11 protein-coding genes are annotated in these 17,071 nt (G+C 64.2%); 5 read left to right on the top strand and 6 right to left on the bottom strand.

The genetic code is table 11. The features are described 5' to 3' along the window. Positions 1-176: 176 nt before the first annotated feature. From ARC78_RS01720 to ARC78_RS01710, 3 genes are all read left to right on the top strand, one after another. Positions 177-2,204 (top strand): sodium-translocating pyrophosphatase, encoded by a 2,028-nt coding sequence (locus ARC78_RS01720; RefSeq protein ID WP_057505604.1) that lies wholly within the window; start codon positions 177-179, stop codon positions 2,202-2,204. Between the two features lie 145 nt (positions 2,205-2,349). Then, positions 2,350-2,895: an inorganic diphosphatase gene (gene ppa, locus ARC78_RS01715; RefSeq protein ID WP_054660091.1), complete on the top strand. Its 546-nt coding sequence runs from the start codon at positions 2,350-2,352 to the stop codon at positions 2,893-2,895. Positions 2,896-3,037: 142 nt separating this feature from the next. Next, a complete protein-coding gene (locus ARC78_RS01710; RefSeq protein WP_057505603.1) occupies positions 3,038-4,156 on the top strand; it encodes an HDOD domain-containing protein in 1,119 nt (372 codons plus the stop codon). 203 nt (positions 4,157-4,359) lie between these two features. Here the strand turns inward: ARC78_RS01710 and ARC78_RS01705 are convergent, their stop codons facing one another. From ARC78_RS01705 to ARC78_RS01685, 5 genes are all read right to left on the bottom strand, one after another. After that, positions 4,360-7,200: a TonB-dependent receptor gene (locus ARC78_RS01705; RefSeq protein ID WP_057505602.1), complete on the bottom strand. Its 2,841-nt coding sequence runs from the start codon at positions 7,198-7,200 to the stop codon at positions 4,360-4,362. Positions 7,201-7,266: 66 nt separating this feature from the next. Next, positions 7,267-8,148, bottom strand: a complete 882-nt coding sequence (locus ARC78_RS01700; protein WP_057505601.1) for a helix-turn-helix domain-containing protein — start codon at positions 8,146-8,148, stop codon at positions 7,267-7,269. A gap of 115 nt (positions 8,149-8,263) precedes the next feature. Further along, the gene (locus ARC78_RS01695; RefSeq protein ID WP_054658727.1) at positions 8,264-10,567 is read right to left on the bottom strand and encodes a winged helix-turn-helix domain-containing protein; all 2,304 of its coding nucleotides are present in this window, start codon (positions 10,565-10,567) and stop codon (positions 8,264-8,266) included. Between the two features lie 250 nt (positions 10,568-10,817). After that, on the bottom strand, positions 10,818-11,504 hold the full coding sequence (locus ARC78_RS01690; protein WP_054658729.1) for an ion channel: 687 nt from the start codon (positions 11,502-11,504) through the stop codon (positions 10,818-10,820). A gap of 20 nt (positions 11,505-11,524) precedes the next feature. After that, on the bottom strand, positions 11,525-12,106 hold the full coding sequence (locus ARC78_RS01685; RefSeq protein WP_054658731.1) for a DUF4136 domain-containing protein: 582 nt from the start codon (positions 12,104-12,106) through the stop codon (positions 11,525-11,527). Positions 12,107-12,646: 540 nt separating this feature from the next. Here ARC78_RS01685 and ARC78_RS01680 point away from each other — a divergent pair. After that, positions 12,647-14,209 (top strand): BCCT family transporter, encoded by a 1,563-nt coding sequence (locus tag ARC78_RS01680; RefSeq protein WP_057505600.1) that lies wholly within the window; start codon positions 12,647-12,649, stop codon positions 14,207-14,209. Between the two features lie 188 nt (positions 14,210-14,397). Here the strand turns inward: ARC78_RS01680 and ggt are convergent, their stop codons facing one another. Next, complete coding sequence (gene ggt, locus ARC78_RS01675) at positions 14,398-16,104, bottom strand: gamma-glutamyltransferase (RefSeq protein ID WP_054659775.1); 1,707 nt, start codon at positions 16,102-16,104, stop codon at positions 14,398-14,400. 158 nt (positions 16,105-16,262) lie between these two features. Here ggt and ARC78_RS01670 point away from each other — a divergent pair, with 158 nt between their 5' ends. Continuing rightward, positions 16,263-17,066, top strand: a complete 804-nt coding sequence (locus ARC78_RS01670) for a prepilin-type N-terminal cleavage/methylation domain-containing protein (protein WP_057505599.1) — start codon at positions 16,263-16,265, stop codon at positions 17,064-17,066. Positions 17,067-17,071: the final 5 nt, after the last annotated feature.

Genomic DNA, 17,071 nt, shown 5'->3' with positions numbered 1-17,071 from the left:
CGGCTGGCGGTGCAGACAGCTGCCAGTCATACTCGGACCGCTCCAGGATTGTTTGAACACCGCGACACGTACCACAGCCGCCTGCGGCCCCGGTCTGTTCCAGTGCTTCGTTCTGCCCGGCGTGTCCCCGCTTCATCCACTGCTGGATGGCATCCATCAACGTTGTTGGAGGGGTCATGCTCGAACAGTACGGTCTTGTGCTTTCGCTGGTCTGCGCCGCGGTCGCCATCGTCTACGGCATCATTTCGGCCCAATGGGTCCTACGCCAACCTGCCGGCAACACCCGCATGCAGGAAATCGCCGCCGCCATCCAGGAAGGCGCGCGGGCCTATCTCAACCGCCAGTACCTGACCATCGCCATCGCCGGCGTGGTGCTGTTCGTGCTGGTCGGTTTCTTCCTCAGCTGGTACACCGCGATTGGTTTTGCGATCGGCGCGGTGCTGTCCGGCGCGGCCGGCTACATCGGCATGAACGTCTCGGTGCGGGCCAATGTGCGCACCGCCGAGGCCGCCCGCAACGGCCTGCGCGCGGCGATGGATGTGGCGTTCCGCGGCGGTGCGATCACCGGCATGCTGGTGGTCGGGCTGGGCCTGCTGGGCGTGGCCGGCTACTACCTGGTGTTGCAGAAGTTGGGGCTGAGCCTGGCCGACAACCTGCACGCGCTGGTCGGGCTGGCCTTCGGCAGCTCGCTGATCTCGATCTTCGCGCGACTGGGCGGCGGCATCTTCACCAAGGGGGCGGATGTGGGCGCGGACCTGGTCGGCAAGGTCGAGGCCGGAATTCCCGAGGACGACCCGCGCAACCCGGCGGTGATCGCCGACAATGTGGGGGACAACGTCGGCGATTGCGCCGGCATGGCCGCCGATCTGTTCGAAACCTATGCGGTGACGGTGATCGCCACCATGCTGCTGGGCGGCATGATGATGGCCGAGGTCGGCCGCAACGCGGTCCTGTTTCCGCTGGTGCTGGGCGGGGTGTCGATCATCGCCTCGATCATCGGCGCCTTCTTCGTCAAGGTGAAGCCGGGCGGCTCGATCATGGGCGCGCTGTACAAAGGCGTGATCGTCTCGGCGGTGCTGGCCGCGATCGCGTTCTGGCCGGTCACCACCCAGCTGATGGCCGATTCACCCTATGGCGCGATGAATCTGTACATCTGCGCACTGATCGGACTGGCGCTCACCGGCCTGATCGTGTGGATCACCGAGTACTACACCGGCACCCAGTACAAGCCGGTGCAGCACGTGGCGCAGGCCTCGACCACCGGCCATGGCACCAACATCATCGCCGGGCTCGGGGTGTCGATGAAGTCCACCGCGCTGCCGGTGGTGGCCGTGTGCGCCGCAATCTGGTTTTCCCACCTGCATGGCGGCCTGTACGGCATCGCCATCGCCGCCACCGCGATGCTGTCGATGGCCGGCATGATCGTGGCGCTGGACGCTTACGGCCCGATCACCGACAACGCCGGCGGTATCGCCGAGATGGCCGAACTGCCGCCCGAAATCCGCGAGATCACCGATCCGCTCGATGCGGTCGGCAACACCACCAAGGCGGTGACCAAGGGCTATGCGATCGGCTCGGCGGCGCTGGCCGCGCTGGTGCTGTTTGCCGATTACACGCACAACTTGCAGCTGGCCAACCCGGGCACGGTCTTCGCCTTCGACCTGTCCGACCACACCGTGATCATCGGCCTGCTGATCGGCGGCCTGATCCCCTACCTGTTCGGGGCGATGGCGATGGAAGCGGTCGGCCGTGCCGCCGGCGCGGTGGTGGAGGAAGTGCGCCACCAGTTCCGCGACATCCCCGGCATCATGCAGGGCACCGGCAAACCGGACTACTCGCGCGCGGTGGACATGCTGACCCGCTCGGCGATCCGGGAAATGATCGTGCCCTCGCTGCTGCCGGTGGCGGTGCCGGTGGTGGTCGGCCTGCTCCTGGGACCGAAAGCCCTGGGCGGTCTGCTGATCGGCACCATCGTCACCGGCCTGTTCGTGGCGATCTCGATGACCACCGGTGGCGGTGCCTGGGACAACGCCAAGAAGTACATCGAGGACGGCCACTTCGGCGGCAAGGGCAGCGATGCCCACAAGGCGGCGGTGACCGGCGATACGGTGGGCGACCCGTACAAGGACACCGCCGGCCCGGCGATCAACCCCTTGATCAAGATCATCAACATCGTCGCGCTGCTGCTGGTGCCGTTGCTGTAGAGACTCCGCAAGCCATTGTTTATGAAGGACAGGACACCCCGCTCCGGCGGGGTGTCCTGTTTCCAGGGGCGGGCGTGATGCAGTGCAATAGGCGCCAGCGTAGAATGGGCGTTTTCCCCAAACATCACGATTCGGAGTCAGCGCAATGAGCCTGAAACTTGTCTCGCCGGGCAAGAACCCGCCGGAAGAAATCAACGTCATCGTCGAGATTCCGAAGGATTCGGAGCCGGTAAAGTACGAAATGGACAAGGAAAGCGGCGCGATCTTCGTTGACCGCATCCTCTCCACGCCGATGCGCTACCCCTGCAACTACGGTTTCGTGCCGCAGACCCTGTGTGGCGACGGCGACCCGGCCGACGTGCTGGTGGTGCTGCCGCTGCCGCTGGTACCGGGCTCGGTCGTGCGCTGCCGTCCGGTGGGCGTGCTGAAAATGAGTGATGAAGCCGGCAGCGATGAGAAAATCCTGGCCGTGCCGGTGGCCAAGATCTTCAACGGCTATGCCCATGTGGAAGACATCCAACAGGTCTCCAGCCACTGGCTGGAGCGCATCGGTCACTTCTTCGAGCACTACAAGGATCTGGAGAAGGGCAAGTGGGTCAAGATCGAAGGCTGGGGCGACGCCGCCGAAGCCAAGAAGATCCTGGTGGAAGCCCACCAGACCTTCCTGGCCCAGCAGGAACAGCAAGGCTGATCCTGCCGCCTGCAGCGACAGTGATCACGTTTCATATCTGTAGCGCATGACCCTGTTACGGGGTTCGGCTACATTGACAGGCCGGTTTTCCCGGCCTGTTTCCGTTGTGGCCAAGTAACTGTATTTTTCTGGGGAAAGTGTCTTGCGTATCCTGCTTGTCGGCGATGAAGCCAGTCTGTCGAACGAACTTTTCGAGTACGTCAGCGATCTTGGAGAGGATTGGCAGCTGCAGACCGCCCCGGATGGCAATGCCGCCATCGCCGCAGTGGCGACCTCGGCCGTGGACGCCGTCATCGTGGCCCCGGTGCTGGCCGATCTCACCCCGGCGACCTTACTGGGTCAGATCCGCACGCTGCGCCCGGAAACCATCCGTATCGCGCTGATCGACACCGACAGCAGCCAGCGCTCCCCCTCGGCCCGCATCATCGGCGTGGCCCATCGTTTTCTGCCATTGCCGTTGGCGCCGGAAGTGTTGCTGGAGGCCCTCACCAGCCTGGAAGAGCTGCGCGAACTGCTCGACAGCCCGCGTCTGCGCACTTCCATCGGCCGCATCGAGAAGCTGCCCTCCCCGCCCCATCTCTACCTGAGCCTGATGCAGGCGCTGGAAGAGAACGAAGACAGTGATGCCAGCGAGATCGCCAAGCTGGTGGCGGCCGATCCGGCCATCGCCGCCAAGGTGCTGCAGCTGTCCAATTCGGCCTTCTTCAACAATGGCCGCGCCATTTCCGACCTGCGTGGCGCGGTGACCCGGCTGGGGCTGTCGACGCTGCGCGACCTGGTGCTGGCCAGTGAGGTTTTCTCGCTGGCCGCCATTTCAGCCGCCGAACGCAACGCCCTGCAGTCCCGGGCGCTGCTGGCCTCACGGCTGGCCGCAAAGATGCTGCCCGCCTCCAGTGCCGAGCTGGGCGCCACCGCCGCACTGCTGGCCGACATCGGCCTGCTGCTGCCCGGTGTACGCAACGAGCGCAGCGAGGCTCCGGCCGACGGCGACGACCGCCCGGGCCATGCCGAAGCCGGCGCCTATCTGCTTGGTCTGTGGGGCCTGCCGATGCCGATCATCGAAGCCGTCGCCTTCCACCTTCAACCCCAGCGCTCGACCGTGCGCAGTTTCTGGGTGAGCGGTGCGGTGCATGTGGCCACCGCACTGGCCGGCGGCACGGCGGTCGACGAGCAGTACCTGACCCGCACCGGCGTGATTTCCAAGCTGGAAGGCTGGCGCGAGCTGGCGGCCGATCTGGCCGGACTCAGCGTCGAGGCCTGACTCCCCGTCCGGCAGCACAGCGAAACGGCCGCCCCTGGGCGGCCTTTTTTGTATGTGCCTGCGCCCCCTCCAGCCACCGGGATAGCCGTTCAAGTCCGGTCGGGAGGTGGCACGCAGGCGCTGTTGCATCCGGGACAGGTCCATAGAAAAGGGGTGGGCCTTGCGGCCCACCCCTTGGTCTTGCGTCACAGAAATCCGATGGATCAGAACTTCTGGGTGTACTTCAGGTACAGGAAGCGACCGATGTCGAAGCCGCCGTAGTACGCGAAGGCGCTGTTCGGCGCCGAGTACTGCAGCGCGCCACGGTGGTTGAACAGGTTGTTCGCACCGATGGCAACGGTGGCATTCCACGGCGCCTTGTAGCTGACCTGCAGGTCGTGGAAGGTGTTCGAACCGGTGGTACGCAGCGGCTCCCATTCGCCATTGGCATAACGGTCAGCCAGATCACACCAGCCAGCGTCGGTGGTGATGCAGCCTTCCTTCATGCCCGAGAAGTAACGCGCGGTGTAGTTCACACCGAAGTCGCCGTACTCCCAGTTCACGCCCAGGTTCGAGCGCACGCGGAAGATACCCGGCGAACCGACGTTGCCGATGATGATCTTGTCACCATCCTTGTTCTGGCCGACTTCGTCGTACTTGGCGGTGTAGGTGGTCTGCCAATCCAGCGAGATCTGGCCGATGGCCAGTTCCGGCAGACGGTACTTCACACCCAGGTCGTAGCCTTCGGTTTCCATCTGACCCAGGTTGGCCAGGCCGTAGAACATGTCGCTGATATGGCCATCGGCGGCGCGCACGATACCGTCGCAACGGCTGGCGTTACCCAGCACATAGCAGTCACGCAGGATGCGGTTGACGCTGTCGGAGATGATCATGTCCTTGATCTGGTAGTTGTACCAGTCAAGCGAGATGTCCAGACCCTGCACCCAGCGCGGGCTCCACACCAGACCCACGGTCTTGCTGGTGGAGGTTTCCGGCTTCAGGTTCGGGTTGGAACCGGAAATGAACTGGTCCGGGGTAGCGCACGGCCAGGAGGTGCAGGGCACGTAACCCTGACCCAGCTGTACGTAGTCCGGGGCCACACCAGCCGCGGTGCAGGCGGCATTGCCGGCAACACTGCCAGCCACGCCGACCGAGCACGGATCGGTGTAACGCTCGAAGCTCGCACCGACACCACCGTACATGTTGTCGATCGACGGCGCGCGGAAGCCCTCGGCGTAGGTGCCGCGGACCAGCAGTTCATCCAGCGGACGCCAGGTGACGCCGAACTTGCCGTTCACGGTGTCGCCGAAGTTGCTGTAATCCGAGTAACGGCCGGCAACGTTGACGGTCAGTTCCTTGGCGAAGGCCATGTCGGCCAGCACCGGGATGTTCAGCTCGAGGTAGACCTCGTCCAGGTCGTACTTGCCGTTGGTGGTGCTCTGCGCCAGACCGGTGTACTGGCCCGACTGCATGAACGCATCCGGCACGTAGCGTGCGTCTTCTTCGCGGTGTTCGATACCGACGGCGAAGCCCAGGTCGCCGGCCGGCAGGGTCATGATCGAACCGGCCAGGTCAGCGGTGAACGCGGTGGTCTTGGAGACACCGGTGGTGGTGAAGGTCGGGAACAGGAATTCCTGCAGATCCTTGTCCGCCAGCGAGCCCGGGCCAGCCACGCCGATCGGCAGCAGCGGATTCCAGGCCAGGCAGCCGTCGATCGGCTTGGCGGCGGTGCCACAACGGGCAACGCCATTGGCGTCGATGAACGACGGGCCCAGCGCCTGACGTGCAGCGATCAGGCTCATGTCGCCGTGGTTGCTCTTGACCGACTCGTTGCGGTTGAACAGCGCGCCGACATTCCAGTCAAACGACTTGCCGGCAAAATCGAAGAAGCCGCTGACCGACGGCGCGAAGCGCAGGGTCTTGAGCTGGCTGTCGGTGGTGCGCGGCACTTCCGAAAGACGACGACGGAAGTCGATCTGCTCGCCGATCGGGTTGAACACCGAGTCGGCGGACATCGGGGTATTGATGGCCTTGGATGCCGACTGGTACGGATAACCGGCGATCTGCTGGTCGGTATTGCGCTCGTTGTACAGGATGTCCGCGTTGAACGAGATGTTGTCGGTGAAGTCGTAGGTGCCGTTGACGTAGACCGACTTGCGCTCGATACCGGTCTGCAGGCTCATCTCGGTATTGGCGTTGGTGTACTCATCCTGGGTGATCGGATGGTAGTCCGCAACGTTGTTCGGATTGCCGCCTTCGTTCAGGGTGCACCATGCATCGGCGCCGCCCGGGCCGCACGGGCCCAACCAGCTGCCCTTGTTGGTCAGCGCACTCCAGTCAGCCGAGGTCGAGTTCGGACCCAGGCTGCCATCACGCGAGTACCAGCGATCCTTGGCCATCACCGGATCCTGCTTGCTGTACTCGGCCGACAGGGTCAGGCTGCCACGCTCGCCGGTGGCGCCCATGGTGAAGGAGTACTGCTCCAGGTCACCGTCGCCTTCGCCGTACTGGCCGATATGGACGTTGGCTTCGGCGCCGTCGAAGTTCTTGCGGGTGATCACGTTGACCACGCCGGCGATGGCGTCCGAACCGTAGATGGCCGAGGCACCGTCCTTCAGGACTTCAATGCGCTCGATGGCCGACATCGGGATCTGGCTCAGATCCTGGTAGCCGCCGGAGGTGGCGCCCAGGCGCTTGCCGTTCATCAGTACCAGGGTGCGGTTGGCGCCCAGATTGCGGATGTCGATGTAATAGCCACCCACATTCTCGCCCGAAGCCAGCGATTCCGAACGCGAGATGGCCGGGGAGCCGGCCGAGGTCATGTTCTGCAGCACATCGGCAACCGAAGTGAAGCCCTGCTTTTCCAGGTTTTCACGGCTCAGCGTCAGGATCGGCTGCTGGGTCTCCATGTTGGCACCGCGGATGCGCGAGCCGGTGACTTCCAGGCGGTCCAGCGTGGTGGCGCCAGCAGCGGCGTCCTGCGCCGAGGCAAAAGCCGGGGTCAGCGCAATGGCAATGCCGGCCGGGAGCAAGCCCAACCGCACAGCGGGAGTACGAAAATTCATCAATCTCTCCGATTACGTTAGTGGTGCGTTAAACACCCCTGAACGTTACGTTCGAGTCGCATCGTTTTATTTGCGCAACCCAATCGGAAACTTTGCCGATTCTGGCGGCAACATTTCCATCGCCTCGCGATAGCGGGTGGCCGAGGTGCCGTACTTGGAGCGGAATGCCCGCGCAAAGCTGCAGCAATTGTCAAAGCCACTGGCAGCGGCCACTTCACCGATCATCATGTCGGTATCGCGCAGCAACATGGCCGCACGTTCAAGACGCAGGCGTGCAGACAACGACTGCGGACTTTCCTCGTACAGGCTCTGGAACGTCTTGGACAGGTACCAGCTGGAGAAGTTGGTCAGCTCGGCCAGTTCACCGATACGCACCACCCGGTGGCTGTTGCCTTCCAGGTACATGCGCGCCCGCTGCATCCGCCCGAACACCTGCCGCTTGCGCATGCGTGACCGTCCCGGGCACCGCTGCACGCCGCCGGACATCTCCCGCTGCAGCGAGGCGATATGCAGCAGCAACGGCCGCAGGTGATGGATGCTGGTACCCGGCCCTTGCGCTTCGCGCCACAGGCGCAGTGCCAGCCGGGCCTCGGCCTGGGTCATGCGGCCACGGCCGGTATAGACGCTGCTGTCGGCCAGCGTTCCGAGCATGCGCAGCGCGTCACTGTCGAGGCTCACGCCGATACACATCCCGTCGCGCCCGGCCTGGATCAACGGCCGCGACTCCTTCTCGAACGCGATCCACTCGCGCTGGCGCAGGCGGAACTTGCCTTCCTTGGACTCCACCCAGGCGCTGCCACGCAACTGCAACCACACCGTGAACACCGTTCCGGAGGTCTGCAGACTGCCCAGCCGGGCAACTCCCACACAATTGGGTCGCTCGCCCTCTTCAGCCTGCTTCTCGAATGACACCGACTGGCCGCGATCGACCCAGGATACCTGCCGCATGTGACACACCATCATTTGCCGTCAATGGCCGATGGTTTTGCCAACTCTGGCGCCCCAGGTCAGGAAGTTCCGGCGAGTTTGCTCCGAAAATTTCCAGATGCCACTTGCGAAAGAATCACGAAAGCGGTTTTTTCAACCAGGGCAACCACTTGGCCGCACCAAGCGAAGGCCACGGCACACGCTCCGCTACCGGCATCAGACCGATATCGGTGCCGTCGGCGATGGCCAAAGCGACATAAACAGCGCTGCCATCGGGTGCCATGCTCAAACCGTTGCGCGATCCGTAGCGTCGCGCGTCCAGACACAGGCTGCGATCCGGCTGCTCAATGGCGGTGAGCTGACTGGCACAGTCCGGAGCGATATGCAGATAGTGCACCTTGCCGGTGCCCGTCACCGCCCACGTGCGATAACGCCAGCGCGTAGGCGCCTCCGTGCTGAGCAGCCTGATACTGCTCTGGGCCAACGTCGGGCCCACCTGCCACAAGCCGGCGTGCGCCAGCCGCGTGAACAGAACACGATCTCCTGCCCTGTCCAGCCGTACCTGGGACACCCCCTCCATCGAGGCAAGGCGCCGCCATGGCTGCTGCCGGCGGTCGAACAGGGTCAACCGCATCCGGTCATCGTTGTCGCGCTCGAGCACCAGCACGCTGCCCGGTTGTGATCCATAGATCGCCTGCAACGGCTCATGCACCGGCACCGGCAATTTCTTCCAGTGCCCCTCTTCGGGCGTCACCTCATAGATGCCGGGCATGCCCTCGCCGTCACGCCCGGCAACCAGCAGGCTGTGGCCATCGGCGGACCAGTCCATCGGCTGCCGCGCTTCCGGACGGAAACCTTCGATCACCTGCAACGAATCGGGATCATCCAGCCTTCCCCACCACAGCGCGAACGTGCCCGAGCGGTTGGAGGTGAATGCAAGGCGTTTGCCGTCTGGCGACACCATCGGCTGACCGTCCCGCCCCGAAGATGCGAACAACCGCTGCGGCTTGCCGCCTTGCTCTCCCAATGGAAACCGGAACAGCGCGTACCTGGGGTGGTCCCGCTTGAACGCCAGGCTGCGTCCCTGCCGCGACACCGACGGGCTGTCGGCGTCATCCACGCCCAGATCACGCAGCAGGCCGGTTGTCACATCCAGGCGATACAGACGGGACTCGCTGTCCACACGTCGGCCGAACACCAACTCGGTCGCACCGAGCCAGCTCCAGCCGCGTATTTCCGCCGCATCCTCGGTCACACGCCTGGCGTTGCGACCATCGGCATCCATCACCCACAGATCCCCCACCTGCGGATTGCGCACGAAACCGATCCGCTTGCCATCGGGCGAGTAACGCGGCGCGTAGTCGAAATCGTCATTGCCCGTTTCATAGCGCAACGACGACCAACGGCCGGATACCAGATCCAGTACCCGGATACCCCGGCTGGCCTGGCTGCCTGTCATCGAGCCGAAGAGCAGGCTGCGCCCGTCGGGCGACCAGTCGAAGCTGAGCATCTCGGTGCCATCACAACGCGCCACCCGCCGCGCACTGCCCCCTGTCGCCGACACCAGCAACACCTCGCACATGTCCCCCGGATGGAATCGCGCGAATGCGATCTCGCGCCCATCCGGCGACCATGCCGGAAAGCGGTCGGAAGCCTGCGCAGGTGGCGCGACAAGCGGCGCGGCGGCGGTATTGCCCGTGCTCTGTATCCACAGACTGGAAAGCCCCTCCTCCTCCTTGGCGAACACCACCAGCGAACCGTCGGGCGACAGGGCCGGACTGGTCTCGAAGGCTGCGGTAGAGGTGATGAGCCGGTAGGGGCGCTCCGGACTACCCACCACACGGGTACCACGGGTATTGACCACATCCGGATCGGCAACCGCCGGCGCGGTCCACAACAACCAGAACATCACCACCGTACTGGCCAGCAGCGCAAGGCCGACAGCAATCAACACCTGGCGTCGCAGCCGCCGGCGTATCGAGCGCCTGGGCACATCGGCCGCATGCGTTGCGCCAGCTTGCGCGCCGTGAACCAGCGCCGTTTCGCTTAACGGCGACCGTCCCGCAGGAATAGAACCCTGGCCCTCCCACGACACCGGTGCCAGCAAGCGGTAACCGGTCTTGGCGATGGTTTCGATATACGCCGCGCCATCAATTCCGCTCTCGCCCGAAGTGAAGGCCTTGCGCAAATGCGTGACCGCCTGGGTGAGCACATCGTTGGTCGGCATGGTGTCCGGCCACACCTCGGCGAACAGCTCATCACGCGTGACGACCTGGCCGGCCTTGCGGACCAGCACCAGCAGCACTCCGATACTTTTGGGCGTCAATCGGCGCAACCGCCGTGCGCCGGGCACATGCACCTCACGCGAGGACAGCACCACGACACATTCACCGATCAGCAAGCGATCGGACACCGGTTTTTCGTTGTTGGATATATCCATGCCACTCAGGGAAGGAATTGCCGGAGGACACAATCCTGTGTCCGCCCCCTGGAAGCAGGGCTACCAGTGAACCGCCAAAGTCCGCAAACGGCGTCAACGCAAAGCGCAAATGAATTAGATCGAGCAAATATTAGCCTATCGAGGTTCCTCGCGTATCCACGCGGGACGACATCAGGCTCTCTCTCGCCGACGAATACACATAATCTGCTGCAAAATTCGCGCCTCCGGGCGCGAAATTTTTATCTGGCGTTCATTTTTTTCCGGCTTTGTGGATCGTCAGTCCGACCAGTCGGGAAACAACCAGAGCCACATACATCACGCCTGAAAACTGCTCCAGCATCACCAGCGCGCGGGCCTGCGGCAGCACCGGCACGACATCACTCAGGCCCACTCCCGAGAGCAAGCTGAAGCTGAGATAAAGCAGCTCCGTCCACGTCCGGAAATCGCCCTCGCTGGTGGCGACAAAGCTGCCGGGGATCCAGTGCTGGCAGACCGAAAACGCGAAAGCGAATGCCCAGGCCAGCAGGGTGAAGGTCGCGCCGGCGGCGAACAGCTCATCGCGGGTGACCTTGTGATCCTGCAACATGTAGGCGATCAGGCTCCATGTCGTATAGAAGTACAGCAGACATTCGAATAACTGCGCCACCATCGTCACCGAATAGCGATCTAGCAAGGCGCCGGCGACCGAGAAAATCACGGCCGGTATCGCCAGCACCAGTGCAATCCAGATGGTGAGCGGACTGCGACGCACCACCCACACCGACAAGCCCAGCACCGCCATGCCGAAGGCGCCGAACACCGCACGTCCTGCCGGCATGTTTTCCATCACCGGATACAGCAGCACGCCCAGCAGCTGCACGCCCAGCAACCAGGCAGACGGGTGCTTGCGTGCCAGTACGATCCATCTCAGCTGGGCGCGCGCGAAAGCACCGGACATCCTCGCCATGCGACGGGACTCTAGGGGGTGGTGGCGGCCGCACGATAGGGGTATTCGGCAAATATCGCCGCCACGGCCGCGTCGATCCGCTCGCCGCGACGCTGCGGATCGGAACGGCCGACGGTGCCAACCGCGATGCCTTCCCAGACCAGCCGCTTCAGACGGGCATCGATCACATCCACATTGAGTGTGCCCTCGGTGTACTGGTACACATCGGTACGGTCACGCCAGTAAGGCACAGCCACATAGCCGCGGGCGCGATAGCTGTAGTAATAGTCGTAGTCCACTTCCGGCATCGTGGTGACACGCGTCTTGTCTTGCAGGTACGCGTTGAGGTTCACCCACAAATCCGGATTGCGCTCATCGAACACATAACCCCGCGCCTCCATCTGGGTACGAACCGCCGCACGGATGCGGTTGCTGGTGATGGTGGTGTAACCGTGCTGCTCCAGGGCCAGCGGTGTGTAGAACGCGAAACTACGGTAGCGCGAGAAGTCCGCGCTGGGATCCGCCTGGCTGGCCACACGCGGGGTGCTGGCGCAGGCGGCAAGCATCAGTACCAAGGACAGCCCGACAAGCCGGAAAACGGTGCGAAGTTCCATGACGACTTCCCAGTGGTGGACGGAAGAACGCTAGCACGTCCAACCGGTGCCGGCGGTCAAACAGCCGCCGGATGCGCTGTGCCCGGACCTCCGGGCAATGGCGGGTGTTGGAAAGGGATAACCGGGCCCGCGCGCGGGGACTTGAGGGTCTCCGCCCTGCCGGGGTGTGGCGCCCCCACCCCGTCCACGGCTTGCCCGATCACCCTCACCCGCTGCCCCGGTGAGGGTGACCTGACTGGGATGCGTCACTCCATGCCATGTCCTCGCAGCGGACTCATCGCCCCATCGGCAACGCCGCGCAACGCCGCGCAACGCAGGACGGTGCCGTGTCAGCCGGTCACCGCCGCACCACGCCCCGTCATCGACCGCTAACAAAATGGTGACATTCCGTTCAGTAGCATGATGATCGTCGCGCCAATTCCAGTGGCCCTACTCCGGGCTCGCCTGCAGCGCCTTGCCGCGCCTGCCCGCGGAGAACCCCCTGCTGCGCAGATACCGGCTCAGCTCCCTTCAATCCCCTTTGACTGGAGAAGCTCCTTTATGGTGTTTCGTGTCTCCATCGCACTGGTTGCCCTGCTGGTGCTCATCGCCGGTATCGCACCCGGTCCGTTCAACGAGGTGGTGCAGACCGCGCTGACCGAGGTGGTACGCGGCGCCGGCTGGCTGTATCTGCTGATCGTGTTTCTGACGCTGCTGTTCCTGCTGTATCTGGCCTTCGGCCGACTGGGCAACCTGCGCATCGGCGGCGAGGATGCCGAACCGGATTTCTCCCGCGCCAGCTGGCTGTCGATGCTGTTTGCCGCCGGCATGGGAATCGGCCTGGTGTTCTGGGGTGCCGCCGAGCCGATCTCGCACTTCGTTACTCCGCCCGAGGGCCTGCCACCGCAAAGCATGGACGCGGCGCGCGCTTCGATGCGCTATGCGTTCTTCCACTGGGGCCTGCACCCGTGGGCAATCTATGCGCTGATCGGGCTGGCGATGGCCTGGTTCCAGTACAACCGCAATGGACGGGGACTGATCAGCGACATGCTGCAACCGGTCATCGGACATCATCACCGCGGCTGGTTCGGCAAGCTGGTGAACATCACCGCTGTGGTGGCCACCGCCATCGGCGTAGCCACGACACTGGGCTTTGGCACCATCCAGATCGCCGCCGGCCTGCAACGGGTGTTCGGGGTGAGTGCCGGCGTCCCATTGCAACTGACCGTGATAGTGGTGGCGTTCGTGCTGTACATGGCCTCCACCGCCAGCGGCGTGGAACGGGGCATCAAGTGGCTGTCCAACTTCAACCTCGCCCTGGCGGCGGTGCTGCTGCTCGGCCCCACCGGCTTCATCTTCGATACGTTCACCACCACGCTGGGCTCCTATCTGAACCAGCTGGTGACAATGAGCCTGCGCATGTCGCCCTTCTCCGGCAGCACCTGGGTGGCGGACTGGACGATCTTCTATTGGGCGTGGTGGATCGCATGGGCGCCTTTCGTCGGCTCGTTCATCGCGCGCGTTTCACGGGGTCGCAGCGTGCGGGAATTCGTGGTGGGCGTGGTGCTGGCTCCCACGCTGCTCGGCTTCCTGTGGTTCTCCGTGTTCGGTGGAACCGCACTGTGGTCGCAGCTGTTCGGTCATGCCGATCTGGTACAGGCATTGGGCAACGGCTATGAGACGGTGCTGTTCACGATGTTCGACAGCCTGCCCGCCTCACTGCTTCTTTCCGTCCTTGCGCTGGTACTGCTGACCATCTTTTTCGTTACCTCGGCCGATTCGGCGGTCCTGGTGCTGGCCAGCATGTCCATTGACGAAGCCGGCGACCCGCCGCTGTCGCGCAAACTGGTCTGGGGCGTGGCCGTTGCGCTCATCGCCGCAGTCCTACTGCTGGCCGGCGGACTGGACGCATTGCAAAGCATGATCACCATCGCGGCGCTGCCCTTCGCATTGCTGATGGTGCTGGTGATGGTGTCGCTGTACCGGGTACTGGATGCCGAACACCACCGGCAGCGCCGCCTGGCACAGCGCACCCGGCACATCATCGAGGCATGGATAGAACGCGAACAGATGGCCCAGGAGGACGCCCGGGCCAAGGCGGAACGCACCGTGGGCGGTGATTGAGCGGCGCCCACACCTGGGCGGTGCGTGCCATCGCTGAGCAAAGCGGCCCGCCGCTTTCCGTCCGGGAACGCAGGGCGGCGGATCAGTGACACGCATGGCCTGCGTGTCTGCGAGGACAGCCCCCAAGCGCGCTTGCCTGCGCTGCCGTCAGTCCCGCCCGTTGCCGGCGGCGGCCTTCCCAGCCGGACTCAGTAGCCAGCCGCCTGCCCGTCCTTGCGGCTCTCCGATGCGCCGTAATACACCCCGCTGTCCGGGTCACGCAGGATCGCCTGATAGCCACCATAGGGACCGTCGGCGAATACCACCCGGTGGCCTTTGCGCATCAGCGCGCGGATGGTTTCGTACGGGAACCCGGTTTCCAGATTGACCTCGCCGCCGTCGCTCATCGCCAGCGCCTGTCCGGTCGGCTCGGTCGAACCTTCGTGCTGGATGCGCGGGGCATCGCCGGCCTCCTGCAGGTTCATGCCGAAATCCACCAGGTTCATCACGATCTGCGCATGCCCCTGTGGCTGCATCGCGCCGCCCATCACGCCAAAGCTCGCATAGGGCTTGCCGTCCTTGGTGATGAACGCCGGGATGATGGTCTGGAACGGCCGCTTGCCGGGTGCATAGCCGTTGGGATGATCCTTCTGCAGGACGAACATCTCGCCACGATCCTGCAGGATGAAGCCCAGCCCCGGCGGCGCCATGCCACTGCCCATGCCGCGATAGTTGGACTGGATCAGTGACACCATCATGCCGTCGGCATCGGCCACGGTCATGTAGATGGTGTCGCCCTCCTCCAGCTGACGGGGCGTGCCCGGCTGCACTTGCGTCAACGCTTTGTCTGGCGAGATCAACGCGCGCCGCTGCGCGGCGTAGTCCTTGGAAATCAGCCGCTGCACCGGCGCCGGTGAGAACGCCGGGTCGGCATAGAAGCGCGCCCGATCGGCGAAGGCCAGTTTCTTGGCCTCCACGAACAGGTGGACATGTTCGGGCGAGCCGAACGGGATCTTCGAGAAGTCGTAGCCCTCCAGGATATTGAGGATCTGCAGCGCGGCGATGCCCTGGCTGTTGGGCGGCAGTTCCCAGACGTCATATCCCCGGTAGTTGCTGCTGACCGGCTCCACCCACTCGCCGTGGTGGCTGGCCAGGTCCTCGTAGCTGAGATAGCCGCCATTGGCCTTGAAGTAGGCGCCGATGGTGCGGGCGATCGGCCCCTTGTAGAACGCGTCACGACCGCCCTCAGCAATCTGCTGCAGTGTGTCGGCCAGATTCGGATTGCGCCAGATCTCGCCCTTGCGCGGGGCGCGACCGTCGATGGTGAACTGTTCCTTGAACCCGGGATACGACGACAGCTTGGGCACCGAACGGTCCCAGTAATAGGCGATCACCTCCGCCACCGGATGGCCGTCACGGGCGTAGCCGATGGCGGGTGCGAGGTTGTCGGCCATCGGCTTGCGGCCGAAGCGCTCATGCAGCGCGAACCAGCCATCCACCGTGCCGGGCACCGATACCGGCAGCGGCCCGGTGGCCGGGATCTCCTTCAGTCCCCGGCGCTGGAGTTCGGCCAGGGTCAACGAACGCGGCGAACGGCCCGAGCCGTTGTAGCCATACAGCTTCTGCGTCTTCGGATCCCAGACGATCGCGAACAGGTCCCCGCCGATCCCGTTGCCGGTCGGCTCCATCAAACCGAGTGCGGCATTGGCGGCGATGGCCGCGTCCACCGCCGAGCCGCCGGACTTCATCACCTCCAGCGCGATCTGCGTGGCCAGCGGCTGCGAGGTCGCCGCCATCGCATGCGGCGCGATGACCTCCGAACGGGTGGCAAACCCGGTACCGGTGATGCGGTCGGCGGCAAATGAGAACGTCGCGGGAACCACGGCCATGGCCAGCAACAGCACGCTACGGATCATCGGAAGGTACCTGTCGGGAATACCCAGAAGATAGTCCAGCGCCCCGCGTTCGCCCAGCTCTTACGCGTGTCTTACGACGCTCCCGTATCTAGTCGCCTGAAACACACCACCCGCGCCAGCAACAGCGGGCACACCGGTTCTTCCAAAGGGGCTCTTCAATGCAAATCCGATCCAACCGCCGCCAAGGCGGCTTCACGCTGGTCGAAATGGCCGTGGTGCTGGTCATCATTGGTGTAATCATCGGCGCAGTGATGATCGGCCGCGATGTCCAGCGCAACGCCGAGTACACCCGGATCAAGCAGAAGTTCGTCGACCAGTGGGTGGTGGGTTACAACAGCTACCACCAGCGTTTCGGCGCCCCGGTGGGTGACAACCAGGCCGCGCCGCGGCTGATGGTCGCCGGTATCGACTTCAACGGTGCCGCCGGTTCGCTGTCCGGCGGCGACATGGCCGGCGCGACCTCGCCCGGTGCCATCTGCAATGCCGCCGCCCCGCAGGGCATCACCGCGGCAAGCACCAATGGCCTGCAGCTGCGCGACATGATGCGCCGCGCCGGCATCAGCCTGCCGCCGGGTCGCGGCGAAGGTTTTGAAGACCGCTATGTCTACCTGGATACCAACGGCAATCCGCAGGAAGTGCAGGTCTGCTTCCAGTGGAATCCGCCGGGTACCGGCTCCGGCTCGGGCAACGTGATGGTCATCTCCGGCCTGACCCCGGACCTGGCGCGCTCACTGGACCAGATGATCGATGGCAAGCCCGATCCGCAATCCGGCGCGTTCCGCCAGCAGGGCGTCGCCGCCAAGACCGCCACGGACAATGCCAACACCGCCGGTATCGAATGGCAGGGCAACAACACCGAGGCCTTCAATACCTCCGGCTCCGGCACGGCTGGCGCAAACGGCACCAACACCGATACCGAACAGGTGTTGACGATGACCGCCCACTACAAGATGAACCAGTAATAGCC

This window comes from Stenotrophomonas pictorum JCM 9942 (assembly GCF_001431585.1).
In the GTDB taxonomy this organism is placed as follows: domain Bacteria; phylum Pseudomonadota; class Gammaproteobacteria; order Xanthomonadales; family Xanthomonadaceae; genus Stenotrophomonas; species Stenotrophomonas pictorum.
This window is presented reverse-complemented; position numbering and strand designations above follow the sequence as displayed.

What these genes read in the sequence shown, in the direction of transcription:
- ARC78_RS01720 (WP_057505604.1), top strand. Translation starts at nt 177, where the DNA reads ATGCTCGAACAGTACGGTCTTGTGCTTTCGCTGGTCTGCGCCGCGGTC.
- ppa (WP_054660091.1), top strand. Translation starts at nt 2,350, where the DNA reads ATGAGCCTGAAACTTGTCTCGCCGGGCAAGAACCCGCCGGAAGAAATC.
- ARC78_RS01705 (WP_057505602.1), bottom strand. Translation starts at nt 7,200, where the DNA reads ATGAATTTTCGTACTCCCGCTGTGCGGTTGGGCTTGCTCCCGGCCGGC.
- ARC78_RS01700 (WP_057505601.1), bottom strand. Translation starts at nt 8,148, where the DNA reads ATGCGGCAGGTATCCTGGGTCGATCGCGGCCAGTCGGTGTCATTCGAG.
- ARC78_RS01695 (WP_054658727.1), bottom strand. Translation starts at nt 10,567, where the DNA reads ATGGATATATCCAACAACGAAAAACCGGTGTCCGATCGCTTGCTGATC.
- ARC78_RS01690 (WP_054658729.1), bottom strand. Translation starts at nt 11,504, where the DNA reads ATGTCCGGTGCTTTCGCGCGCGCCCAGCTGAGATGGATCGTACTGGCA.
- ARC78_RS01685 (WP_054658731.1), bottom strand. Translation starts at nt 12,106, where the DNA reads ATGGAACTTCGCACCGTTTTCCGGCTTGTCGGGCTGTCCTTGGTACTG.
- ARC78_RS01680 (WP_057505600.1), top strand. Translation starts at nt 12,647, where the DNA reads ATGGTGTTTCGTGTCTCCATCGCACTGGTTGCCCTGCTGGTGCTCATC.
- ggt (WP_054659775.1), bottom strand. Translation starts at nt 16,104, where the DNA reads ATGATCCGTAGCGTGCTGTTGCTGGCCATGGCCGTGGTTCCCGCGACG.
- ARC78_RS01670 (WP_057505599.1), top strand. Translation starts at nt 16,263, where the DNA reads ATGCAAATCCGATCCAACCGCCGCCAAGGCGGCTTCACGCTGGTCGAA.